The following is a 22,728-nucleotide window of genomic DNA, read 5'->3' on the forward strand; positions in this document are numbered from 1 at the left end:
CGCAATCGTCCGGCGGACATGCTCAGCCCACCCACAGCAGGTCGGCGGGATAGAACAGGAAGGGCGTGATCTGGAGGCCCTTGACCTTCGGCGACACGGCGAAGAGCCGGTCGGGGAAGGCCGTCGGGATGTAGGGCAGGTTCTCATGGATCCACGTTTCGGCGGTCCGTACGGCGGCGGCCCGTTCCTGGTCGGTCTGCGCGACCTCCAGCCGGTCGAAGGCGTCGGAGATGGTCTTCATCGGCAGGCCGGAGTAGAGCCCGCCGGTGGCGACGATCAGGCCGAAGATGTCGCCCACGGTCGGCGACACGCTCCCCACCTCGCCCAGGGAGAGGTCGTAGGCGCCCTTCGCCTGCCGGTCGACGAGCACCTGGACCTCCAGTTTCTGCAGGTCGACGTCGACGCCGATGGCGCGTAGCTGTGCGGCCGCGGTCTCGCCGGCGCGGGTGGAGGACGGGGTCGTCGCGTCGACCACCAGCTCGACCCTCGTCCCCGGCCGGTAGGACGACTTCGCCAGCTCGGCCTTCGCCTTCTCGACCCCGGTCTCGTACGTGCAGCCGCAGCCGACGGACCCTTGCACGCCCGGGGGCAGCCCGCCGGTCGCCGGTGCGGCCAGGCCGCCGAAGACCGCCTGGGCGTACCGGCTGCGGTCGATGGCCAGGCTAACGGCGCGCCGGAAGTGGATGTCGTTCCCCGGTTGCTTGGCGGCGTTGACGAAGATGCCGTGGATCGTGGCCGAGGGGTGCACGAGCACCCGTTCGGCTTCGGGGATCTGGCCGGCCAGGTCCAGCGGGACGGCCTCGATGGCGTCGGCCTGGCGGCTCTGGTAGCGGAGCATCTGCTGGTTGGGATCCGCGACCACCTCGTAGACGAGGCGGTCCAGTTTCGGCCGCGCGGGGTCGTAGTAGTGGCGGTTACGTTCGAGGACGAGCCGCTGCCCGGGCTGGTACGCGGCCACCACGAACGGCCCGGCGCCGATCGGCTTGGCGAAGAAGTCCTTGCGGCCCATCCCGCCGAAGTCCTTCGGCACGACGACGGCCGAGCCGTTGCTGAGCCAGGTGAGCGTGAAGGTGCTCGCCTTCTTCATCTTGATGACCAGGGTCCGGTCGTCCGGGGTGGCGGTGCCGGTGATGGCGGCGTAGAGCGAGCCCATGGACAGCTCTTTGCGCCACAGTTCGACGGAGAACGCGGCGTCCGCGGACGTCAGGGGCCGCCCGTCGCTGAAGGTCAGCCCCGGGCGCAGCGTGAAGGTGATGGTCTTCGCCTTGGCGTCGAGCTTCCACTTCTCGGCCAGGCCGGGCTGGATGGAGGTGCCGTCCGCCGAGGGCCGCACCAGCCCCTCCATCACCTGTGGCAGGGTCTGGAAGGTCGCGAGCTGGATCGCCTTGTCGGGGTCCCAGCCGTCGATGTCGGCGGCCCGCAGGATGGTGAGGTTGCCACCGCGCCTCGCCGAGCCGTCAGTGGGAGAGTCGCTCGCCGTGCCGCCCCCGCAGCCGGTGACCAGCAATGCCATCGCGAGCAGGAGGCATGCCGTGGTTTTCATCCGCATCGTGTTCATCACCAGTTCGAACGTTCGATAAATCTTCTGGACGCGCCGCTCCGGTTCCGGGGGGCGTGACGGGAGGTCAGCGCAGGCTGGCCATCACGTGCTTGACGTGCGTGTAGTCCTCGAGGGCGTACATCGACAGGTCCTTGCCGTACCCCGACTGCTTGTATCCGCCGTGCGGCATCTCCGACGCCAGCGGCACGTGGTCGTTGATCCAGACGCAGCCGAACCGCAGTGCCTTCGACATGCGCAGGGCGCGGCCGACGTTGCGGGTCCAGACGGAGGAAGCCAGCCCGTACGGTGTGCCGTTGGCCAGCGCGACGGCCTCCTCCTCGGTCTCGAAGCGCTGGACCGTGATGACCGGGCCGAAGATCTCCTTCTGGACCAGCTCGTCGTCCTGGCGCAGCCCCGCGACGACCGTGGGCTCGTGGAAGAAGCCCGGCCGGTCGGCGGCGCGGCCACCGGCGACGACCTCGGCGTGCGCGGGGCGGCGGTCGAGGAAGCCCGCCACCCGCTCGCGCTGGCGCAGGCTGTTGAGCGGGCCCAGCGTGGTGCCGGGGTCGCGGGTGTCGCCCAGCACCAGCTTGCCCGCCTGGTCCGCCAGCCCGGCCACGACGTCGTCGTACAGGCGGGAGGAGGCGAGCACGCGGGTCGCCGCCGTGCAGTCCTGGCCCGCGTTGTAGAAGCCGGCGCCCGCGACCACCTCCAGGGCCGTCTCCAGGTCGGCGTCGTCGAAGATCACGACCGGGGCCTTGCCGCCGAGCTCCAGGTGGACGCGCTTGAGCGTGCGGGCGGCGTGCTCGGCCACCCACTTGCCCGTCTCCACGGAGCCGGTGAGCGAGACCAGCTCGACGTCCGGGTGCTCGACCAGCGCGGCGCCCGGCTCGTTCCCGCCGACGACGACGTTGAGCACCCCCGGCGGCAGCAGGCCGGCCGCCAGCTCGGCGAGCCTGACCGTGGTCACCGGCGTCGTCGGCGCGGGCTTGAGCACGGTCGTGCACCCGGCGGCGAGCGCCGGGCCGATCTTCCACACCGCCATCATCATCGGGTAGTTCCATGGCGTGATCTGCCCGACCACGCCCACGGGCTCGCGGCGGATCATGGAGGTGTAGCCCGCCACGTACTCTCCCGCCGACCTGCCTTCCAGGCAGCGGGCCGCGCCGGCGAAGAAGCGCAGGTTGTCGGCCATCGTGCCGATCTCGTCGCTCTTGACCACGTGCAGCGGCTTGCCGGCGTCGGCCGACTCCAGCTCGGCCAGCTCGTCGCCGTGCTCCTCGATCGCGTCCGCCAGCCGCAGCAGCGCGTGCGCCCGCTCGCCCGGCGTCGTGGCCGACCAGCGGGGGAAGGCCGCCGTGGCGGCGGCCACCGCCAGCTCGACGTCCTCGGGGCCGGAGCGCGGCGCGGTGGCGATGGTCTCGCCGGTCGCCGGGTCCAGCACGGGCGCCGAGCGCCCCTCCAGCGGGTCCATGGACTCGCCGTCGATGAAGTTCCGCAGCACGCGGAGGTCGGGCATGTCTGTCTCCCACATGTCAGGACGCCGCCAGCAGGCGCAGTCTCACCTTGTCGACCTTGCCGACGGCCAGCTTGGGCAGCTCGCCCTCCAGCCGGAACACCTTCGGCACCTTGTAGTTGGCCAGCCGCGACCGGGCGTGCTCGCGCAGCTCGGCCTCGGTCACCGGCGCTCTCGGCACCACGAACGCGTGGCCCACCTCGCCCCAGCGCTCGTCGGGCACGCCCACCACGGCCGCGAGCGCCACCGCCGGATGCTCCTCCAGCGCGGCCTCGATCTCCCGGGGGTAGACGTTGTAGCCGCCGGACTTGAACATCTCCTTGAGCCGCCCGACGAGACGGATGTGGCCGCCGGGCTCCTCCACCGCCAGGTCGCCGGTGTGCAGCCAGCCGTCGGCGTCGATGGCGGCGCGCGTCGCCGCCGGGTCGCGGAAGTAGCCGCGGGTGATGAAATCGCCCCGGATGAGCAGCTCGGCCGCCTTTCCCGAAGCGCCGTCCGGGGCGCGCAGCGTCACCTCGTAGTGCGGGTCCACCCGGCCCACGCTCCAGGACAGCACGTCGAGGGAGTCGCCGGGATCGGTGTAGGTCACCGAGCCGGTCGACTCGGTGAGGCTGTAGCTGGTGGCGAGCCGGGCCCCTGTCCGCGACAGCGTCTCCAGCAGGCTCCGCGGCGCGGCGGCCCCGCCCCAGAGGATGTACTCCAGGGAGCCGAGGTCGCATTCCCGCCATTCCGGCGTGGAGACCATCGCCAGCAGCTGCGTGGGGATGCAGTAGAGGTGGGTCAGGCGCTCCCGCTCCACCGTGCGCAGGGCTCCCGCCGGGTCGAAGCGGGGCATGTAGACCACCGTGCCGCCCGCGACCAGGACCGAGGCGCTGATGTCGCCGAGCCCGCCGATGTGGTTGAGCGGCAGGTCGCAGAGCTTGCGGGGCGCGTCGCCGTACCAGTGGCCCGCCTGCACGACCCCGCAGTACGCCAGCCCTCGGTGCGGGACGAGCGCGCCCTTCGGCTTGCCCGTGCTGCCCGAGGTGTAGATCATCGCCGCCGGGTCCAGCGATTCCACCTCCCGCCGGGCCGCCAGGAGGCGATCGTCGGGCCGTGCCGCCTCCACGAACTCCTTGTAGGAGGGCGACTGGTGGATCACCACGCGTGCCCGGCCCGGGGACAGCGCGCGCTGTGTGGGGTCGTCCGGGCCGAGCATGCCGAACAGCAGCGCCGGCTCGCTGTCGGCGACCACGTGCGCCAGCTCGGCGGTGGTGTACTTCGGGTTCAGCCCGACCCAGACGGCGCCGATGCTCGCCGTCGCCAGGAAGAGCACGAAGCACTCCGGCTGCGGATGGCCGAGCACCGCGACCCGGTCGCCACGCCTGACGCCGGCGGCCAGCAGCGCCGCCGCGCAGCGGTCGACGTCGTCCCGCAGCCGCTCGTACGTCCAGCGCCCGTTCTCACCGACGAGGGCCACCCCGGTGGGACGGTGGGCGGCCCAATGCTCTACATAGTCGGTGATCCGCGGCAGCCGGGGGAGGCTCATACCAGCACCGCCTGCTCGCGAGCCGACAACAACCGGGCGGCGTTGCCGTGCAGCAGCGCGTCCAGCGTCTCCGCCCGCAGGCCGAGACCGTGCCACTCCTCCAGCGCCCGCCCGTGCGGGAAGACCGGCCAGTCCGTGGCGAACAGCACCTGGTGGCGCAGCAGCCGGTCCATGAAACGCAACATCATCTCCCAGCCCGACCCCGGCACGCCCAGATACTTGGGTGCCAGGCCGCCGAAGTCGATGAGCACGTTGGGGTGCCGCCGCGCGACCGCGACGATCTCCGGCACCCACGGCCAGGCCGCGTGGCAGGCGATGAGCGTGGCCTCGGGGAAGTCGCAGGCCACCTGGTCCAGGCGGACGGGGCGTTCGGCCTCGATGGGGTGGCGCCGCGAGTAGTTGACGCCCGTGTGGATGGCGACGGCCAGGCCCAGCTCGGTGGCCTTGGCGTAGATCGGGTAGAGCAGGCGGTCGTCGATCGTGTGGCCAAAGAACGACGGCTGCACGTTGATCCCCTTCAGCCCCAGCGCGGCCACCCGCTCGATCTGGCGCACCGCGCGCATGACGGAGAAGGGCTCCAGCGTCACCGTCCCGAAGCCGGAGAACCGCTCGGGCCGCAGCCGGACCTGCTCGGCGACCTCCTCGTTGAGCGCGTCGGCGTAGTCGCCGTGCTCGTACTCGGCGTGCAGCACGGCGTGCCCGATGCCGGACTCGTCCATCTCGGCCAGCAGCTCGTCCATGTCCTTGTGCCAGCCGTCGCCGATGTCGAGCACCGCTTCGTACTGCGTGTAGACGTCGCCTCCCGCGGAGATCGGGGGACGGGCGACGCTGGGCACCCGTACGCGGAAGTCGATGATCGTCGAATTCATGGAATGTTCCTCCAGGTCACAGGGGGAGAGCGGCCGGTCGGCGGTGCCGCCAGGGGTGGGCGCGTTCGAGCTGTCCCGCCAGGGCGAGGACCGTACCGTCCTGCCATCTGCCGCCGATGAGCTGGACGCCGAGCGGCAGGTCACCGGCCCGCTCCACGAGCGGGACGGAGATCGCCGGCAGGCCGAGCATGTTGGCCAGCACGGTGAGGGAGGCGGTCTCCTCCGCGCGCCGCAGCGGAGCCCACGGGTCCGCCTCCTGCCCCTCCCAGAGCGAGCCCACACGGGGAGCGAGGACGGGGTTGGTAGGGGTGAGCAGGACGTCAACGGCGTCCCAGGCCTGGTACATCTCGGCCGAGCGTAGCTGGAACTCCAGGATGGTGGTCACGTACGTCAGCGAGTCGGTGTCGCGGGCGGCCTGACGGAGCGTCCGGTTGAGCGGTTCGACGGCGGACTCGTCGATCACCGCGCAGTCGGCCGAGCCGGTGGCGTACAGGATGTCGAACCGGGGGGTGAACCAGTCGGGGTCGAGGCCAGGGACGTCCTGTTCGACCACCTCGTGCCCGAGGTCGGCGAGCAGGTCGGCGGCGCGGCGGGCCACGGCGGCGGCCGTGGGGTGCACCTGCGCGGGGAAGGCCGGCTGGAGGTTGAGCCCGATGCGCAGCCGGCCGGGGTCGCGCTCCGCCCGCTGCCGGAACGGCACGCCGGGGCGCGGAGGGGCGTACCAGGTGGGCCGGGGCGCGGCGGCGAGCACGTCCAGGATCGCGGCGGTGTCGAGCACGGTGCGGGTGAGCACGCCCTCCGTCGCGAAGCCCTCCATGTAGTGGGCGTCGGACGGCACCAGACCGCGGCTCGGCTTCATGCCCACCAGCCCGCAGTAGCTGGCCGGCTCCCGGATGGATCCGGCCCCGTCGGAGGCGTGCCCGACAGGCAGCAGGCCCGCCGCCACGGCCGCCGCCGAGCCGCCGCTGGATCCCCCCGGGCTGCACTCCAGGTCCCAGGGGTTGCGGGTGGCGCCGTGGCGGGCCGACTCGGTGACCGAGACGGTGCCGAACTCCGGCGAGGTCGTCGCGCCGACGAAGACGAAACCCGCCTCGCGCAGGGCCCGCACCGCCGGGGCGTCGTGCTCCATGACGTTGTGGCCGACGCCGTTGGAGGCGCTGCACAGCGGCCAGCCGCGTACGGGGTGCAGGTCCTTGATCGCGATCGGGACGCCAAGGAAGGGCGGCAGCGGCCCGCCCCGCCGCGCCAGCTCGTCGGCGGCGTCGGCGGCCCGGCGGGCCTCGTCCGGGGCGACGTGGCAGAAGGCGTTCAGCGCGGGATCGATCACGTCGATGCGCGCGAGGTAGCCCTCCACGATCTCCCGGGAGCTCGCCTTGCCGGTCGCGACGTGCTCGGCCAGCTCGGTGGCGGTCGGCCAGCCCTCGGGGCCGGTGCCGACGGGATCCGTCATCGTTCCTCCTGTTTCTTGGGGATCGCCCGGCGGCCGGGGCGCCAGCCGGGGCCTGGGACGCTCGCGCGCAGCAGGCGGGTGTAGGGGTGCCGGGGCTCGTCGAGCACTTGTCCGGCGGGCCCGCGTTCGACGATCGAGCCGTGCCGCATGACCACGACCTCGTCGGCGACCTGGCGGACCACGGCGAGGTCGTGGCTGATGAACAGGTACGCGACCCCCGTGCGCGCGCGTACGTCGGCCAGCACGTTCAGTACCTGGGCCTGGATGGACACGTCGAGCGCGGCGACGGACTCGTCGAGGATGAGGATGCGCGGCTCGGCGGCCAGCGCCCTGGCGATGGCGACCCGCTGGCGCTGCCCGCCGGACAGCCCGGCCGGCAGGGCGCTCATCTGGCGCTCGTCGAGGCCCACCAGGCCGGCGAGCTCGCTCACCCTGCGGTGCCGCCCGGCCGTGTCGAGGGAGGTGTGCAGGCGCAGGATCTCCGCCACGGCGGCGGCCGGGCTCTGCCGGGGGTCGAGGCTGGAGTAGGGGTCCTGGAAGACGATCTGGACCTCGCCGCCGCGCCTGCGCCGCTCCCGTGCCGATCCGGCCGGCTGGGAGCGGTCGTGCCCGCAGGCGGTGATGCGGCCCGACGTCGGCCGTTCGAGACCGACGATCATGCGGGCCACGGTGGTCTTGCCCGATCCCGACTCCCCGACGACGGCCAGCGCGCCCGCCGGGCGCAGGGAGAAGCTGACGTCCGCCACGGCGACGGCCGCGCCGAAGGTCTTGCGGAGCCGGTTCACCTCCAGGATCGCCTCAGTCATGCGACACCGCCCGCAGCTCTTCGGCGCGGACACAGGCCACCTGGCCGTCCACCACGGCGCGCAGCTCGGGGCGCCGTTCGCGGCAGCTCTCCCGCACGTGCGCGCAGCGCGGGCCGAACGCGCAGCCGTCCGGCGCCTCGAACGCCGACAGCGGGCGCCCGGGAACGGTGGCCAGCCGCTCGGCCCGCCGTTCCAGGGAGGGGCGGGCGGCGGCGAGCGCGGCCGTGTACGGGTGTAGCGGCTGCTCGTGCAGCGACGCCGATGCCTGGACCTCCATGATCCTGCCCGCGTACATGACCGCGGTGCGGTCGCAGACGGCCGCCGCCAGCTCCAGGTCGTGGGTGATGAACAGCATGGCCAGCCCCCGCTCGCGGCGCAGCTCGTCGAGGACCGCCATCACCTCGGCCTGCGTGGTGACGTCGAGCGCGGTGGTGGGCTCGTCGGCCAGCAGCAGCCGGGGCTCGGCGAGCAGCGCGGCCGCGATCATGGCGCGTTGCAGCAGCCCGCCCGACAGCTCGTGGGGGTACTGGCGCAGCCGCCGCCGCGCGTCCGCCACACCCACCTCGTCGAGCACGCGGACGGCGCGTTCCTCGGCCGCCCGCCGGCTCAACCGCCGGTGGACGCGGAGCGCCTCGGTGAGGAAATCGCCCACCGTGCGCACCGGGTTGATGTGGGCACGCGGATCCTGGAAGATCACGGGCACGCTCGCGCGCAACTCGCGCAGCGCCGCCCCGCGCAACGCCCCGGCGTCCACGCCCCGGACCCGGATGCCGCCCGCCACGCGTGCTCCGGGCGGGAGCAGCCGGACGATCGCGCGGACCGTCATCGACTTGCCCGATCCGGACTCGCCCACCAGACCGACCGCCTCGCCCTCGGCGATGGAGAGTGACACGCCGTTGAGCACCGGTTTGGGGCGGTTCCCGCCCGGCAGCGTCACGGTCAGGTGGTCGATGTCGAGAACGTCGCTCATGCCGTGCCTCCCCGCCGGAAGAGCCGCCACGGGCGAGGGCGGCCGCCGGACAGCCGTTCGCCGAGCACGTTGAAGGCCACGACCAGCAACACGATGCAGCCGCCCGCCAGCAGCGACTCGGCGGGATAGCCCTGCAGCACGCCGGACTGCCCGCCCGCCACCATGACGCCCCAGTCGGCGCCGGGCGGCTGTACGCCGAGCCCGAAGAAGGACACGATGGCGAGGTCCACCATGGCGTAGCCGAAGAAGAGCGTCGCCTGGGCCGCGATGAGCGGCATCAGGTTGGGCACCAGATGCCGCAGGCAGATCGCCACGGCCCCCAGCCCCTGGACCTCCAGAGCCTGGATGTACGGTTTGCGGCGCTCGACGAGGGCGGCGCCGCGTACCAGCCGGGCGATGTACGGGACGTACGCCACGGCCAGCGCGAGGACCGCCGACGTCAGCCCGGGGCCGAAGACGGCGGCGACGAGCATCGCGAGCAGCACCCCGGGGAAGGCGAACACCACCTCCAGCACGGCCGATACCACGGAGTCCAGCCACCCGCCGAGCCAGGCTGCGGCGATCGCGACGGCCGTGCCCGCCGTCACGCTCAGCGCGACGACCCAGAGCGGCCCGAGCAGCGAGGTCCGCGCGCCCGTCAGCAGGCGGGCGAGCAGGTCGCGGCCCTGGCCGTCGTACCCGAGCGGGTGGCCAGGCCCGGGAGCGCCGTAGGCCTGGGCGAAGTCGCTGGCGTTCGGGTCGACCGGGGAGAGCGCCGGGCCGATCGCCGCGAGGACGACCGCCGCGACGATCACGGTCGCGGCCACCGCGCCCAGCGGGCCTGTCCGCGGCGTCCGGTACGTCGCGGTGAGCGCGGTCATGGCCGCCTCCCCAGCTTGATCCGCGGGTCGAGAACCGACGCCCCGACGTCGACCAGAGTGTTGACCAGCACGAAGGACGTGACGAGCACGAGCGAGATGCCCTGCACGACGGCGAAGTCCTTCGACAGCGCGGCGCTCACCAGGTACGCCCCCAGCCCGTTGAGGCCGAAGGCCCGCTCGACGACGGCCGCCAGGGCGATCATGGACGCCACGGTCATACCCGCCAGGGTGCTGATCGGGATGGCGGCGTTGCGCAGGGCGTGCCGGCGTACGACGGTCGCGTGGGGGATGCCGCGGCTGATCGCGGTCTGCACGTGTTCGCGCTCCAGTTGCTCACGGACCGAGGTCCGGGTGACGCGGGTGACGGCGGCGGTGGCGGAGCCCGCGAGGGCGAGGGCGGGCAGCGTGAGGTGGCGGAGGCCGTCCCACAGGCCCGAGCCGTCGCCGAGCGCGGGCAGCCAGCGCAGGCCGACCGCGAAGACCCCGATGAGGACGATCGCGGCGACGAAGGGCGGGACCGCGACCGCCACCGCCGTCGAGACCACCACCAGCGAGTCCACGATCCCCGGCCGCAGGGCCGCCAGCAGCCCGAACGCGACGCCGGCGATCAGCACGATCACGGCGGCGTAGAGGATCAGGGCGACGGTCGTCCCGGCGCGCGCGGCGATGAGGTCGGACACGTCCTGCCGCAGGACGATGGACACACCCAGGTCGCCGCGGACCGCGTTGCCGAGCCAGTTCGCGTACTGGACGAGGAACGGCTCGTCCAGGTGGTAGCGCTCCACCAGGACCCGAACGCTCTCGGGCGGCAGCGACCGGCCGCCGGCGAGCGTCGCCAGGGGATTGCCCGGGGCGACCGAGAGCCCGGCGAAGACGACGAAACTGGACACCAGCAGCGTCGCCACCAGCATGATCGCCCGTCGGAGGAGGTAGGCGGCCATGCGGTCAGCCCACCGCTCCGAGCCGGTCCGCCCAGGGGGCGAACAGGTGCTGCGAGGAGACCGTGGCCCCGGTGAGCCTGGCGTTGAGCACCAGGACCGTGTCCGGGGCTACGATCGGGATCCAGGGCAGGTCCTGGGTCACGGCCTTCTGCGCCTGGACGGTGTACTCGGCCCGCTGCCGCGCGTCCTCGGTACCGCGGGCGCGTTCGAGCAGGTCGGCCACCTCTGGATTGCGATAGCGGCCGTAGTCCTGCGGCCCGCCGGGGATGGAGAGGGTCGCGTAGAGGGCTCCTGGGTCGGCCCAGTTGGGGTAGTTGGTGGTGAAGAATCCGTCCACCTCGGCTCGGGCCTTGGGGTCCAGGAAGAACCCGCTGTAGGCGTCGGCGGAGACAGCCTTCAGCTGGGCCTTCAGCCCGATCTTCTCGGCCGCCGTCTTGAAGAGGTTGGCCTCGGTGACGAGCTTGTTGAGCTCGTTGCTCATGCCGAACGTCACGGTCTTGCCCGTCGCTCCGGCCTCCTGGACGAGCTTGCGCGCGGCCTCCAGGTCGACTTCGGGCGCGGGCAAGGCGTTCCACGCCGCCTGGAAGGCCTCCCGCTCGTATCCCCACGTCCCGGGGGTGCCGAGCGCGCGGGCAGGCTGAGCGCTCCCTTTGTAGAGAGTCTGGATATAGGCCTCGCGGTCGACGGCCAGCGACAGCGCGCGACGCACCCGCGCGTCGGAGAGCGGGCCTCTGCCCATGTCGGCGACGATCAGGGCGTCGATGAGGTACGACGGGCCGCGGTAGACCTTCACGGCGTCACTGGCGCGGACCTGGTCCATGGTGGACAGCGGCAGTTCGAGGTAGGCGCCGTCCACCTCCCCGGTGAGCAGCGCCGCGGTCAGCGTGGCCTCGTCGGGGATGCCCTTGAAGTCGATCTGCCGCGCCGGCGGCGCCGCCGCGCGGTTCCAGTAGGCGTCGTTGCGGACCACCGAGAGGACGTCGCCGGTGCGCCACTGGCCGAGCTTGAAGGAACCGGTGCACATCGCGCCGCCTTTGACGGTGCCGTAGTCCTTGCCCTTCGCCTCGGCGTAGCGCTTGGAGATCACCATGCCCGGCATGTACGACAGGACGTCGCGCAGCCAGTAGTCCGGCCGCTTGAGCTTCAGGGTGACCCGCAGCGGGCCGGTGGCCTCGACGGAGGCCACCCGGTTCAGCGTGGGCACCCAGTAGCCGCCGCCCTTCGGGTCGCGGTTGCGCTCGATGCTGAAGGCGACGTCGTCCGCGGTCATCGGGGATCCGTCCCAGAACCTGACGCCCTCGCGCAGCGTCAGGACGGCCGTCTTCGGGTCGGGGAAGTCCAGCGCCGTCGCCAGGCCCGGTCCCACCGATCCGTCCGGGGCCTGCCGGAACAGCGACTCGCACATGAGGCTCGTCACGGTGATCTCGGGGTAGTCGCCCGCGGTGATCGGGTCGATGGAGGTGGTGCCGCGGTAGAGCGCCCAGGTGATCCGGTCCACCTTCCCGGATCCCGGCGGGGTGGTCGTGACGAGCTCCCGCTGCGGCGGGCCGCTCGGCGCCGCCGTGCCCGCGGCTCCTCCGGTATCCCGGTAGCAGCCGGAGGTGATCAGCGTCAGTGCGGCCGCTGTGGTGGCGATGGTCCTTTTTCGCACGCCTTGCATCTGCGATGGCCCCTCAGGTGAAGATAAGTAGTCGAACGATCGCTCAAATAAATGCCGACGTCAAGGTCTCGTCGAGGGCGTCCAGGAACAGGTCACAGTCGGCCTCCGCCAGCACGAGCGGGGGCTTGATCTTGAGCACGTTGTCGTCCGGTCCGTCCGTGGAGATGAGGACACCGCGCGCCTTCACCGCCTCCTTGACGGCCGCGGCGGGCGCGGTGGCGGGCGCGCGGCCGTCCAGGCTCAGCTCTACGCCGATGAACAGCCCCTCCCCGCGCACGTCCCCGATCAGGGGATGGCGCTCGCGGAGGCGGCGCAGGCCGCGCAGCAGCCGGTCACCGCGGTCGCGCGCGCGGGCCTGGAGGCGCTCGTCGCGGATGACGTCGAGCACGGCCAGCCCGGCCTCGGCGGAGACCGGGTTGCCGCCGAAGGTGTTGAAGTACTCCATCCCGGTCTCGAAGGAGCGCGCGACCTCCGGGGTCGTCACCACGGCGGCCAGCGGATGGCCATTGCCCAGCGGCTTGCCCAGCGTGACGATGTCCGGCACGACGCCCTGGAGCTCGAAGCCCCAGAAGTGCCGTCCCACCCGGCCCAGGCCCACCTGCACCTCGTCGGCGACGCAGACCCCGCCCGCGCGCCGCACGTGCTCGAAGGCCTCGCGCAGGTAGCCGTCCGGGTAGACGATCTGGCCGCCGCAGCTCTGCAGCGACTCGGCGAAGTACGCCGCGGGTCTTCGTCCGCGGGCCGCCAGGGCGGCGATCCGCTCCGCGACTGAGGCGGCGTACCGCCTGCCGAGGTCGTCGTCCCGCCCGGCCCTGAGCCGGCCCCGGTAGGGGTCGGGGAGCTCGCAGACGTGCGTCGTGCGCGGTCTGCCGCGCCCTCCCCGCCGGTCGAACTTGTACGGGCTCAGCGCGATCTGCGAGGTCAGATGGCCGTGATAGGCGTGGTCGAGGACCAGCACGTCCTCGGCGCCCGTGTGGGCCATGGCCAGCCTGAGCGCCAGGTCGTTGGCCTCGGAGCCGGAGTTGACGAAGAAGCAGACCCGCAGCGGGTCGGGCAGCAGCTCGCCCAGCCGGCGGGCGTACTCGACGACGGACTCGTGCAGGTACCTGGTGTTGGTGTTGAGCCGGGCCGCCTGCCGGTGCGCCGCTCCGACCACCCGGGGGTGGGCGTGGCCCACGTGGCAGACGTTGTTGACCAGGTCCAGGTAGGGACGGCCGGAGGCGTCGTACAGGTAGGCGCCCTCGCCGCGGACGATGTGCAGGGGCTCGCGGTAGGCCAGGCCCAGCGCGCCGCTGAAGGTGGCGCGGCGGCGGGCGCGCAGGGCGGGCGCGTCCTTCCGCGGCCGGGCCGCGCCGCCGTCCGGCCGGCCGAGCAGCAGGTTGGGGTCGATACTCACGCTGGTCCACACGTCGGCCTCGGCGTGGGAAGCGAGGCCGACGTCTACCCCGGCGAGATGGGTCAGCAGCCGGAGGTTCAGGTGCGAGCCGGTGACCGTCCCCAGCCGATCGCCGGGCGCCAGCTCGTCGCCCGGAGTGATCGAGGCCGCGTCCACGTGCCGGTAGAGCGTCCAGAACGGCACACCGCCGTCCGTCCGATGCTCCAGCAGCACGTACGAGTCCCGCCCCGAGGCGCGGACGACGGCGGGCAGCGGGCAGCGCACGGTGGCCGCCTCGCCGGCGTGCAGGTCGCAGCCCAGGCGAACGCCCTTGTCCGACTCCTCACCGTGGCGGGTCGGCGCGGCGTCGGAGCGGGGCTCCAGCACGGGCACGGGGCGGGCGGCGCCCGACTCGAAGTGCTGGCGCACGGCCCGCGCCAGCGGGTTGGCCTCGAACCCGACCGCGTCGCGCAGCAGGAAGTGCGCCAGGTCGGGGCTCGTCCCCGCCAGCCGCCGCAGCGCCCGCGCCACCCCGCCCTGGCTGACGAGCAGGTAGTCGTTGCCGGGATCCTGGCGATGCCGGTACGCCGACAGGCAGACGCTCATCGCCAGCCGCGTCCGCATCAGGTCGAACAGCACCTCCAGCTCGGCCGGGAGCAGCGGCGTCACCTCGTCGTAGCCGCTCACCAGCGGCAGCACCGCCCGCAGGGGGTCGTCGTGCCCCTGCATCGCGTAGGCCCCGGCCACGGCCGCCCCGCACACGCGCGGGCTCCACACCACGTCGCCGAAGTCGATGAGCCCCGCGACGCCGCTGTCGTCCACCAGGATGTTGAGCTCGTTCGCGTCGTTGTGGACGACCTGGTGGGGGAGCGCGGCCAACCGTGGGGCGACGTGCTCGCCGTAGCGGTCGAACGCCTCGCGCACCAGCGGCCGCAGGTCGTCGGCGACGAGGGGCGCCAGCTCCGCCACCTGCGGTGCGCTGGTCAGGTTCCACAGCAGCTCGCGGCGCATCGCGGGATGGGTGAAGTCCCGCAGGGCCAGGTCGACGCCGGCGACCCGGCGGCCGAGGTCGCGCAGCAGCTCCCCGGTCGGCTCGACCTCCGCCCAGGGGCGGCCGTCCATCCAGGTGAGGACCCTGGCGATGCGCGGGCCGCCCGGCCAGGAGACGGTGACGGAGCACCGCCCGTCCACGGCCGGCACCACCCGTGGCGCGGGCGGCGGATCCGCCCGTCCGGCCAGGTGCAGCAGCGCCGCGTCCTGCAGGTCCAGCTCGGCGGGGTCGGTGCCGGGCGCGTGCAGCTTGACGACGTACCGCCCGCCGGCCGTGCTCAGCCGGAAGTTGCGGTCGCTCTCCCCGGGGAGCGGCCGTACGCGGCCCTCCAGCCCGTAATGCCGGTGGGCGATCTCGGCGGCGCGGTCCAGCTCTGTCACGGCGTCTCCCCTCCCGAATGTGATCGAACGATCGCTCAAAAAACACGCGATGTCAAGACCCGGACCCGCGCCGGACTCAGTCGCCGGAGGGCTCCTCGCGCGGCTCGATGGCCAGCTCGACCCGCTCCAGCAGCAGGTCCGGGTCAGGCATGGCGAGGTCCTGGACCTGGAGGAGGTGCCCCTCGCGTTGCGCGCCCATCAGCGACAGCGCCATGTCGGCGAACCGCTCGCACAGCTGCGGGATACCGAGCTCGCCGTCCGGCCGGTACCAGTGCGCGATCCCGGTGGCCATCTGCAGCAGCGCCAGGCGCGCGACGCTGCCGCGGTCCTGGAAGACGCCGTCGCGCACGCCGGCCCGCAACGTGTCGGCCCACACCGCCTCGTAGGCGTCCCGCAGCCGCAGGATGTCCTCGCGGGCCTCGCCTGTCAGCGCCTGGAACTCGTGGTCGGCGACCTTGGCAGCGCGCGGGTTGCGCGCGTGGAAGGCGACGTGCACGGCCATCAGCGCCGCCAGACGCTCGGCAGGGTCGTCGATGTCGCGCAGCGTCTCCTCGCTGCCGGAGACCAGCACGTCCATGACGCGGCGGGTGACCGCCTCCAGCATCTCGTCCTTGGAGGAGGCGTAGTAGTACATCCCGGAGACGGCGACTCCCGCGGTCTCGGCGATGTCGCGGATGCCCGTGCCGTGGAACCCCCGCTCGGAGAAGAGCCAGCAGGCGGCGCGGAGCAGCTGGAACTCCGTGCGCACCGAGCGCGCGCGCCGGGAGGACTTCGCCTTCATCCGGCCACCGCTGGTCCGCTGGCCTCCGGGCTGGTTGGTGGTCGCCATGATCCTGAACTATTCCATAGCCAGGGCGGTCGCCGGGTTCGTCACCGTCAGCGCCGTGATCTCCGCCTCGGTCAGACCCATGCGGCGCATCAGCGGGATGACGTTCTCCAGGATGTGCGGGTAGCCGGGGCCGCCGTAGCGGCGCAGGTAGACCTTCTGGCAGATGTCCTGGGCGATCAGCAGCCGGTCTCCGAAGCCCGCCTCGATCAGCATCTGGAGCCACTCGACGCGCGTGCGGTCGTTGGGCCGGCGGGCCTCGGGGTTGAAGGCGTAGTAGCTGGACTCCTGCCCGAACAGGTCCAGCTCCAGGTAGCAACCCGTACGGGCGAGCTCCAGCAGGTCCTCGGACCGCCACAGGGTGCGGTCGAGATGGGACATGATCACCCGAGTGGGGTCGCCGCCCGCGTCCAGGACCGTGCGCACGGCTTCGAGAGGCGCCTGCGGGTGGCGGCCGGGGTGGATCTGCAGGGGCGCGCCCGTGACCTGCTGTGCGCGACAGGCGGCGCGCAGCACTTTCTCCTCGACGGGATGCACGGGCCGGCTCAGACCGATCTCGCCGATGAGCCCCGCGCGCACGCCGGTGTCGCCGACGCCGTCCCGCACGTCCGCGACGATCTCCTCATGGACGGCCTCGAGTGGCGCTTCGGCGAGCCCGGCCGGATGGTAGTCGCGGCAGTAGTAGCCGCTGCCCATCACGATGTGGACCCCGCTGCCGCGCGAGACGCGGGCGAGCCCGAGCGGGTCCCGGCCCAGCCCGACCGGCGTGGAGTCCACCACGGCGCCCCCGCCGGCCGCGCGGTAGAGGGCCAACTCCTCGGTGGCGTCCTGCTCGGACAGCAGTCGCAGGTTGTCGATGTTCAGGACCGCGCGCTTGATCCAGTCGTGGTTGTCGAGACGAACGGGCTCGGCGACGCGGGCGCGGACCGACGCGGGGAACTCCTGCCGGATGGACGACGCCGGCGACCCGTCGCCCGCCACCGGCTCCAGGCCCCAGGGCCGCACGATGGCCGACATGTCGGACAGCACGTGCTCGTGCGGCTGCGTGTGGCCGAGTTCGGACGGTTCGACGTCTCCGAGGACGGTGCGCACGCGGCGACCCGGAAGTATTGTCACGGAATTATTCTATCGATCGTTTGGACAAAAAACGATGGCCTTTGTGAGGCGATGCGCCGAATGTCCTGACGGTGGCGGTGTGCTCTGGCAGCATGGCGGCGTGCATGTCGGCCATCCCGTGATCCGCGCGCTGCGCGCCGCGGTGTTCACGGCCGTCTGCGTGCTGGCCTCCGCCGCCCTGCACGTGCTGGTGGGCGGAGGCGGGATGCGGCCGGGCGGGCTCGCGGCGGCGATGGCGGCGATCTGGGCCGGCGCCTACCTGCTGGCCGGTCGCCGGCGGGAATGGCCGGAGCTGCTGGCCCTGTGCGCGGTGTCCCAGTACGGCCTGCACCAGCTCTTCTCCGGCTCCTCCCCGGTGAGCCCCGTCTTCTCCTCCGGCCACGAGCACGGCCCCGGGCTCGCGATGCCGATGATCCACCTGGCCGCGGCGATGTGTTCGAGCTGGTGGCTGGCTCGCGGCGAGCTGGCCCTGGTGATGCTGCTGCATCTGAACGCCGTGTGCGTGGCAGGCGTGCGAACCCTGCTCGCGGCCGTGATCATCGTCCTGGCGCCCCTCGCGATCATCGGGCGTCCCCCTTCCGCGCCGGTACGGCGGGAGCCGGCCCTTCGCGTCCCCGCCCTGCTGGCCGTCGTCGTGCCACGTCGCGGACCGCCTGCCTTCCCGGCGGCCCGCCGCTGACCCGCGGGTCCGCGAACGCCTGATCCGGCGCCTCCCCGACAGGCGCCATGACCTTCTCCGGCATGCCGCCGGGGCCCCATGACTTCGGAGTTCACCCATGACCTTTCTTCGGCGTGCCCTCGTTCCGGCCGTCGGCGCCGTACTCGTGCTGCTCCTGACCTCGCCCGCCGCCCTGGCCCACGACCGTCTCAAGGCCAGCAACCCGGCCGACCGCGCCAAGCTGAAGAGCCTGGAGACGATCGAGCTCGAATTCACCTCGCACATGCAGCTCCCCACCATCGTGCTCGACGGCCCCGGCGGCAAGCCGGTCCCGCTCGACAAGCCACGCGTTCAGGGCAACAAGGTCTTCGCCCGGCCCACCGGCACGTTGCCGGAGGGCCGCTACCGGATCGCCTGGCGCGTGGTCTCCTCGGACGGTCACCCGATCCAAGGGGAACTCGCCTTCACCATCACCACCCCGGACCCCTCGCCCAGCCCTCCGGAGGAGACGCCCACTCCGGCGAGTTCTCCCGACACTTCGGAGAGCTCTCCCGAGCCGCAACCCGCCTCCGCCCAGCCGCCCTCCTCCTCACCGGTGGCGGCCACCCGGGCCGACGGCACGTCGGGGCTGCCCGGATGGTTGTGGGCGGCGCTGGCGGTGGTCCTCGCGGGCGGCGCGGCCGTCGTCCTCGCCGCGCGCCGCAAGCCCCGCCCCGGCCGCGGCTGATCGCCGTGGATCGCCGTGGATCGGTCTGCCGTCACCGTTGGCGGCACACCGATCCGTCGGCGATGATGATCGCTGAAGGAGGTACCTTGCGCCGTGACATGACCCGTGCAGGCGGGGATCTCGCCGACGAAAGAGACTTCCGGCGCCTGTGGGCGGGCACGACCGTGAGCCAGCTGGGCTCGGCGGTGAGCATGGTCGCCCTGCCCGTGGTCGCCATCACCGTGCTGGACGCCTCGGCTTTCCAGGTCGCCTTGTTGTCGGTGATTCAGGCGGTCACAATTGTCGTCGTCGCATTTCCCGCGGGGCGGTATATCGAATTCCGGGCCAAACGCCCGGTCATGATCTGGTCAGATATCGCCAGATGTATTTTGCTGTTAAGCATTCCGGTCGCGGCGTTCTCCGGGCTGCTGACATTCGCTCACCTCTGTGTCGCCGCGCTGGGCAACGCCGCCGGCCAGATCACCTCGTCCGGGGCGGCGCAGGCGCATCTGAAGGCTCTCGTCCCCGCCGAGCGGCTCATGAGCGCCAACAGCCGCCTGGAGTCGACCCGCTGGTTGAGCGTGCTGGTCGGCCCGTCCCTGGCCGGTCCGCTCATCGGCGTCCTGTCGGCGGTCGGCGCGCTGATCGTCGACGCCGTGTCGTTCGTCGTGAGCGCCTGGTCGATCCGGTCGCTGCGCACGCCCGAGCCACCGCCGCCCGCGCGCGAGCCGAGCCCCTCCCGGCGGGCGGAGCTGTTCGCCGGATGGGGCTTCGTGCGCGGGCATCCGGTGCTGCGGCGGATGTTCGCGAGCTGGCTCGTCTTCGCCGGCGCGAGTGCGATGGCGACGCCGCTGAGCTCGCTGTTCTACCTGCGCGACCTGGGCTTCGCCCCCTGGCAGTACGGCCTGCTCATGGGGCTCCCTTCGCTCGGCGGCTTCCTCGGCGCGCGGCTCGCGCCGAGGCTGAGCAGGAGGTTCGGCATGGTCCGCGGCCTGTGGTGGGTGAGCCTCTGGCGCGGCCCCTGGTACGCGCTCATCCCGCTGGCCTCACCCGGCACCGCGGGCCTGCTCCTTTGCGGGTTCGGCTTCGCGGGCGTGCTGTTCTTCTCCGGCCTGGCGAACTCCACCATGACCACCTACCGCCAGCTCGGCACCCCGGACCACCTGCTGGCCAGGGTGTCGACGCTCTGGATCTTCGCCACGAACGTCACCCAGCCGCTCTTCATCGCCTTCGGCGGCCTGGTCGCGAGCACGCTCGGCACACGGGCGGGCCTGTTCCTGGTCGCGGCCTTCATGTGCGTGTCCGGCCTGTTCCTGCCCCGGCGCTCGGAGGATCACGTCTGAGACCCCAGCCGGGCGCGCAGCCCGAGCAGGACGTCGACCACCAGGAACGCGGCCAGCGAGATGCCCATCAGCGGCAGGAAGACCCCGACGGCCACGGCCAGCAGAGCGAGCGGCGCCAGCAGGGCCCAGGACACGTTCCGCCAGCCACCCCGGGGGTACGGCTTGCCGAAGCCGCGGGTGGGCCGGCGGCGCCACCACATGCGGTAGCCGAGCACGATCAGCGTGATCAGGCCGACGGCCAGGAGCGCCAGAAGGATCTGGTTGGCCAGACCGAACAGCAGCCCCATGTGCCCGTCGATGCCCCACCGGGCGAGCTTGGCGGCCGGCGAGTAGTCGGCGAAGCGCAGCTCGGCGCTCACCTGGCCGGAGGTGGCGTCGACGGCGACCTGGTCAAGGCGGGTGGGCGCGGTCTTGTCGATCTCCTTCACCAGGTAGGGCGCGCCGGCCTTGGCGGGCCAGGTGATCTCCAGCGGGCCGGACAGGCCCTTGGCGGCGGCCGCCTGGGCCACGCGGTCCACACCGACGTCGGCTCCACCGGCGTGGTGTCCTGCGGTCGCGGTGTGCGCGGCGTGGTCGCCGCCCGAGACGTCGATCGACGGGGTCGTCCAGTCGAGCGTCGCGCGCAGCTCGTCGACGTTGGCTCCCGCGTACTTGGACCAGGTCAGGCCGGTGGCGGACAGGAACAGCAGGCCGAGCACCGCCCACAGGCCGATCGAGCCGTGCCAGGACAGCGTGCGGCGCACCCCGCTCGCGGCGCGGTCGGGGACGAGCAGGTGGCGCCGGTTGCGGCGGCGCCGGGCGACCCAGAGGACCAGGCCGCCGAGCGCGACCACCCACAGCCAGCTGGCGGCCAGCTCGCTGTAGATCCGTCCGGGTTCGCCCAGGTGGAGCTGGCGGTGGAGGGTGGAGATCCAGGCGCGTACGGGCAAAGCTCCGGAGCTGCCGTAGCTTTCCAGCGTGCCGCGCACCTGGCCGGTGGAGGGGTCGACGAAGACCGCCAGCTGGGTGCTCTCGGCCAGGCCCGGCTGGTTGATCAGCACGCGGGTGGTCTGGCCCGGCTCGGCGCCGGGCCGTACCGCGGCGACGGTGCCCTGGGGGTGGGCCGCGCGGGCCGCCGCGACCTGCGCGCTGAGGGGCAGGCTGGTCCGGCCGGCGGGGGCGGTGAGCTCGTGCTGGTAGACGACCTGCTCGATCTGGTACGAGGCGGCGTACATCAGGCCGGTGCACGCGGCGACGAGCAGGAAAGGGGCGATGAGGACGCCCGCGTAGAAGTGCAGCCGCAGCACGAGCGGGCGCAGCGCGGCCCAGGCGGTCCGCTCACGGGACGGCGGGGGGACGTGATCGACGGTATTGCCGACGTCGGCGGTCGAGGTCATCAGGCGTTTCTCCACTCACAGCGCACACGGATGCGCGCGCTCTCGACAAGGATTCGAGGTCCGCCGCGCCGTTCACCGGGCGTGGCGGAACGCGGGCCGGTGGCCCGGAAAGGGTCAGATGAGGGAGAGACGCGCCGGCGGGCCCCGCCGGAAGTTCGCCGCCGCGAACAGGCGCTGGAGGAAGGCGTCGTGGTCGTCCCACGCCGCGGGCCGGCCACCGTACGGGCTCGGCTCGACCAGCCCGCCCGTCAGGACCGAAAGGGCGCTCCACCAGCGGCCGACGGACGCGACGGCGAGATGGAGCAGCGCGGCCAGCGCGCACTCGCCCCGCGCCAGCCACCAGGCCGAGATGACCGCCGTCATGGCGTGCACCAGGAACATGCCCACGCCCGTTGCGTGCTCATGAGGCGGCGGCACGTCGGCGGCGCCCGCGCCGAACAGCAGATGCATGCCGTACTGGGCGGCGAAGCAGGCCGCGAGCAGCACCTCCATGCCACGCTGGCGACCGGCGAGGAGGAACGCGCCCGTCCAGGTCAGTGCGAGCGCGCCGAGCAACGTGCCCGCGCGCACCGGATCGCCGCCGGCCAGTCCATGCAGCGCAGCCGAAACCAGCACGCAGACCGCCGCGAACACCGCGGCGCGTATTGCGCGCAAGAAGGGCCGGCCGACATGCACCCGGTCATAGTGCCATGTGATCGAGAATTCGTATATACGGAATTTGGATCTTAAAAAACATTGCCTGTCGCTTGAACCCAGCCTCAGGAACCTGCGTATCCCCCCTAAAGGCGAGCCGTGAGCGCGCCTGATGGTATTACGGGAAAGGTTCGCGCCAATGACCCTGTCCGTCGCGGTTAAGGGAATGAGCTGTGGCTGCAGTGCCTCGACGATCCGGGCACAGGTCCTGCCACTGCGGGGCGTCGAGCGGGTGGAGGTGGACGTGCTGGGGGGCCGCGTCACCGTGAGCGGAGGCCCGCTGCTCGAGGAGTCGCAGGTGCGCGCGGCGATCGTCGAGGCGGGATACAGGGTGGCCTCCTGATCGTCCGCGGCGAGAGGCGCCTGAACTGAGGACGGCGGCACCGGTGTGCGAAGATCTGTCCGCGATGGGTCCGTTGTCGGTGGTGCGGTGGGTGCGCGCGGCGAGCTTCGCCGCCACGTGCGCCGCCCTGGCCATGCTCGGGCACCTGGCGGGTGGGGGCTACTTCGACGCGGTGTCGACACTGGGCGGCTTTCTGCTCCTGCTGCCGGTCGCGCTGGCCCTGACCGGGCGTGAGCGCAGCCTGGCCGCCATCCTGCCCGCGACGGCTCTGTCGCAGGTCGTCCTGCACGTCCTGCTGAGTCAGGGCGCCGCCCACCACGCGATGGCCTCCCTCGGGGCCGTCCCGGGCGCGGCGCAACTCCATCACGGAGGCTCCCCGAGCTTCGGGATGCTGGTCATGCACGCGCTGGGCGTGCTGCTGACCTCCGCCTGGTTGCGGTGGGTCGAGTCGGGCCTGTGCGCCCTGGTCCGGCAGGTGGCCGGACGGGTGCTGCGCCCGCTGCTGGTCCTGGTCTTCACGGTGGCCGGGTGCACGGCCACCGGTCCGAGGGCGATCGCGTACGCGGGTGAGGACGAAACCCCGCCTATTCGCGCCTTCCTCCGACATGCCCTCGTAGGGCGGGCACCTCCTGGAGCGCACGCAGGGACCGCCTGATCCGGCGTCGGCCGTCAGCGCCGATTCCCGGGGCAGTTTCCCCATGTCTTTCCTGACGCCGGGCGT

Annotated in this window: 20 protein-coding genes; 5 read left to right on the forward strand and 15 right to left on the reverse strand. The window is 72.4% G+C overall.

Going from position 1 to position 22,728, the window contains the following annotated elements; all coding sequences use genetic code 11:
* Positions 1–22: 22 nt before the first annotated feature.
* The 13 genes from ABZX61_RS16455 to ABZX61_RS16515 all read right to left on the reverse strand — a co-directional run bounded on the left by ABZX61_RS16455 (position 23) and on the right by ABZX61_RS16515 (position 16,888).
* The gene (locus ABZX61_RS16455; protein WP_355195221.1) at positions 23–1,543 is read right to left on the reverse strand and encodes an ABC transporter substrate-binding protein; all 1,521 of its coding nucleotides are present in this window, start codon (positions 1,541–1,543) and stop codon (positions 23–25) included.
* A gap of 82 nt (positions 1,544–1,625) precedes the next feature.
* Positions 1,626–3,059 carry a gamma-aminobutyraldehyde dehydrogenase gene (locus tag ABZX61_RS16460; protein WP_355195223.1) on the reverse strand — a complete coding sequence of 478 codons (1,434 nt, stop codon included), beginning with the start codon at positions 3,057–3,059 and terminating at the stop codon, positions 1,626–1,628.
* 16 nt (positions 3,060–3,075) lie between these two features.
* Positions 3,076–4,584 carry a class I adenylate-forming enzyme family protein gene (locus tag ABZX61_RS16465; protein ID WP_355195225.1) on the reverse strand — a complete coding sequence of 503 codons (1,509 nt, stop codon included), beginning with the start codon at positions 4,582–4,584 and terminating at the stop codon, positions 3,076–3,078.
* Positions 4,581–5,453 carry an amidohydrolase family protein gene (locus ABZX61_RS16470; protein WP_355195227.1) on the reverse strand — a complete coding sequence of 291 codons (873 nt, stop codon included), beginning with the start codon at positions 5,451–5,453 and terminating at the stop codon, positions 4,581–4,583. Before ABZX61_RS16470 ends, ABZX61_RS16465 begins: the two co-directional genes overlap by 4 nt.
* Positions 5,454–5,469: 16 nt before the next feature.
* Complete coding sequence (locus ABZX61_RS16475; RefSeq protein ID WP_355195229.1) at positions 5,470–6,903, reverse strand: amidase; 1,434 nt, start codon at positions 6,901–6,903, stop codon at positions 5,470–5,472.
* Positions 6,900–7,709, reverse strand: coding sequence for an ATP-binding cassette domain-containing protein (locus ABZX61_RS16480; protein ID WP_355195231.1), 810 nt, complete (start codon positions 7,707–7,709; stop codon positions 6,900–6,902). Before ABZX61_RS16480 ends, ABZX61_RS16475 begins: the two co-directional genes overlap by 4 nt.
* On the reverse strand, positions 7,702–8,679 hold the full coding sequence (locus ABZX61_RS16485) for an ABC transporter ATP-binding protein (RefSeq protein ID WP_355195233.1): 978 nt from the start codon (positions 8,677–8,679) through the stop codon (positions 7,702–7,704). The genes ABZX61_RS16480 and ABZX61_RS16485 overlap by 8 nt, the downstream gene beginning before the upstream one ends.
* The gene (locus tag ABZX61_RS16490; RefSeq protein ID WP_355195235.1) at positions 8,676–9,539 is read right to left on the reverse strand and encodes an ABC transporter permease; all 864 of its coding nucleotides are present in this window, start codon (positions 9,537–9,539) and stop codon (positions 8,676–8,678) included. The genes ABZX61_RS16485 and ABZX61_RS16490 overlap by 4 nt, the downstream gene beginning before the upstream one ends.
* Positions 9,536–10,480, reverse strand: coding sequence for an ABC transporter permease (locus tag ABZX61_RS16495; RefSeq protein ID WP_355195237.1), 945 nt, complete (start codon positions 10,478–10,480; stop codon positions 9,536–9,538). The genes ABZX61_RS16490 and ABZX61_RS16495 overlap by 4 nt, the downstream gene beginning before the upstream one ends.
* A gap of 4 nt (positions 10,481–10,484) precedes the next feature.
* Positions 10,485–12,131, reverse strand: coding sequence for an ABC transporter substrate-binding protein (locus tag ABZX61_RS16500; protein ID WP_355195239.1), 1,647 nt, complete (start codon positions 12,129–12,131; stop codon positions 10,485–10,487).
* 52 nt (positions 12,132–12,183) lie between these two features.
* Entirely contained in the window at positions 12,184–14,946 is a 2,763-nt protein-coding gene (locus ABZX61_RS16505; RefSeq protein WP_355195241.1) for an aminotransferase class III-fold pyridoxal phosphate-dependent enzyme, read from the reverse strand.
* A 76-nt stretch (positions 14,947–15,022) separates the two neighbouring features.
* Complete coding sequence (locus ABZX61_RS16510; protein WP_355195243.1) at positions 15,023–15,775, reverse strand: TetR/AcrR family transcriptional regulator; 753 nt, start codon at positions 15,773–15,775, stop codon at positions 15,023–15,025.
* A gap of 9 nt (positions 15,776–15,784) precedes the next feature.
* Positions 15,785–16,888 carry a phosphotriesterase-related protein gene (locus ABZX61_RS16515; RefSeq protein ID WP_355195245.1) on the reverse strand — a complete coding sequence of 368 codons (1,104 nt, stop codon included), beginning with the start codon at positions 16,886–16,888 and terminating at the stop codon, positions 15,785–15,787.
* Between the two features lie 79 nt (positions 16,889–16,967).
* Here ABZX61_RS16515 and ABZX61_RS16520 point away from each other — a divergent pair, with 79 nt between their 5' ends.
* The 3 genes from ABZX61_RS16520 (at position 16,968) to ABZX61_RS16530 (ending at position 19,595) form a co-directional block, all read left to right on the forward strand.
* On the forward strand, positions 16,968–17,567 hold the full coding sequence (locus ABZX61_RS16520; protein WP_355195247.1) for a hypothetical protein: 600 nt from the start codon (positions 16,968–16,970) through the stop codon (positions 17,565–17,567).
* Between the two features lie 97 nt (positions 17,568–17,664).
* Positions 17,665–18,273, forward strand: a complete 609-nt coding sequence (locus tag ABZX61_RS16525; RefSeq protein ID WP_355195249.1) for a copper resistance protein CopC — start codon at positions 17,665–17,667, stop codon at positions 18,271–18,273.
* 98 nt (positions 18,274–18,371) lie between these two features.
* Positions 18,372–19,595 (forward strand): MFS transporter, encoded by a 1,224-nt coding sequence (locus tag ABZX61_RS16530; RefSeq protein WP_355195251.1) that lies wholly within the window; start codon positions 18,372–18,374, stop codon positions 19,593–19,595.
* Here ABZX61_RS16530 and ABZX61_RS16535 read toward each other — a convergent pair.
* Positions 19,586–20,971 carry a PepSY-associated TM helix domain-containing protein gene (locus ABZX61_RS16535; RefSeq protein ID WP_355195253.1) on the reverse strand — a complete coding sequence of 462 codons (1,386 nt, stop codon included), beginning with the start codon at positions 20,969–20,971 and terminating at the stop codon, positions 19,586–19,588. The genes ABZX61_RS16530 and ABZX61_RS16535 overlap by 10 nt on opposite strands.
* A gap of 114 nt (positions 20,972–21,085) precedes the next feature.
* Entirely contained in the window at positions 21,086–21,625 is a 540-nt protein-coding gene (locus ABZX61_RS16540) for a hypothetical protein (RefSeq protein WP_355195255.1), read from the reverse strand.
* 178 nt (positions 21,626–21,803) lie between these two features.
* Between ABZX61_RS16540 and ABZX61_RS16545 the strand changes: the two genes are divergently transcribed.
* Positions 21,804–22,007, forward strand: coding sequence for a heavy metal-associated domain-containing protein (locus tag ABZX61_RS16545; protein WP_350735069.1), 204 nt, complete (start codon positions 21,804–21,806; stop codon positions 22,005–22,007).
* 43 nt (positions 22,008–22,050) lie between these two features.
* Complete coding sequence (locus tag ABZX61_RS16550; RefSeq protein WP_350735071.1) at positions 22,051–22,662, forward strand: hypothetical protein; 612 nt, start codon at positions 22,051–22,053, stop codon at positions 22,660–22,662.
* The last annotated feature ends 66 nt before the right edge of the window (positions 22,663–22,728 follow it).

The organism is Nonomuraea sp. NPDC003709 (assembly GCF_040610775.1).
GTDB classification, from domain to species: domain Bacteria; phylum Actinomycetota; class Actinomycetes; order Streptosporangiales; family Streptosporangiaceae; genus Nonomuraea; species Nonomuraea angiospora_A.

Bases quoted from the DNA above. Each gene is read 5' to 3' on its own strand.
- ABZX61_RS16510 (WP_355195243.1), bottom strand. From the start codon at position 15,775: ATGGCGACCACCAACCAGCCCGGAGGCCAGCGGACCAGCGGTGGCCGG.
- ABZX61_RS16470 (WP_355195227.1), bottom strand. From the start codon at position 5,453: ATGAATTCGACGATCATCGACTTCCGCGTACGGGTGCCCAGCGTCGCC.
- ABZX61_RS16495 (WP_355195237.1), bottom strand. From the start codon at position 10,480: ATGGCCGCCTACCTCCTCCGACGGGCGATCATGCTGGTGGCGACGCTG.
- ABZX61_RS16480 (WP_355195231.1), bottom strand. From the start codon at position 7,709: ATGACTGAGGCGATCCTGGAGGTGAACCGGCTCCGCAAGACCTTCGGC.
- ABZX61_RS16545 (WP_350735069.1), top strand. From the start codon at position 21,804: ATGACCCTGTCCGTCGCGGTTAAGGGAATGAGCTGTGGCTGCAGTGCC.
- ABZX61_RS16475 (WP_355195229.1), bottom strand. From the start codon at position 6,903: ATGACGGATCCCGTCGGCACCGGCCCCGAGGGCTGGCCGACCGCCACC.
- ABZX61_RS16465 (WP_355195225.1), bottom strand. From the start codon at position 4,584: ATGAGCCTCCCCCGGCTGCCGCGGATCACCGACTATGTAGAGCATTGG.
- ABZX61_RS16530 (WP_355195251.1), top strand. From the start codon at position 18,372: ATGACCCGTGCAGGCGGGGATCTCGCCGACGAAAGAGACTTCCGGCGC.
- ABZX61_RS16485 (WP_355195233.1), bottom strand. From the start codon at position 8,679: ATGAGCGACGTTCTCGACATCGACCACCTGACCGTGACGCTGCCGGGC.
- ABZX61_RS16525 (WP_355195249.1), top strand. From the start codon at position 17,665: ATGACCTTTCTTCGGCGTGCCCTCGTTCCGGCCGTCGGCGCCGTACTC.
- ABZX61_RS16455 (WP_355195221.1), bottom strand. From the start codon at position 1,543: ATGAAAACCACGGCATGCCTCCTGCTCGCGATGGCATTGCTGGTCACC.
- ABZX61_RS16460 (WP_355195223.1), bottom strand. From the start codon at position 3,059: ATGCCCGACCTCCGCGTGCTGCGGAACTTCATCGACGGCGAGTCCATG.
- ABZX61_RS16535 (WP_355195253.1), bottom strand. From the start codon at position 20,971: ATGACCTCGACCGCCGACGTCGGCAATACCGTCGATCACGTCCCCCCG.
- ABZX61_RS16490 (WP_355195235.1), bottom strand. From the start codon at position 9,539: ATGACCGCGCTCACCGCGACGTACCGGACGCCGCGGACAGGCCCGCTG.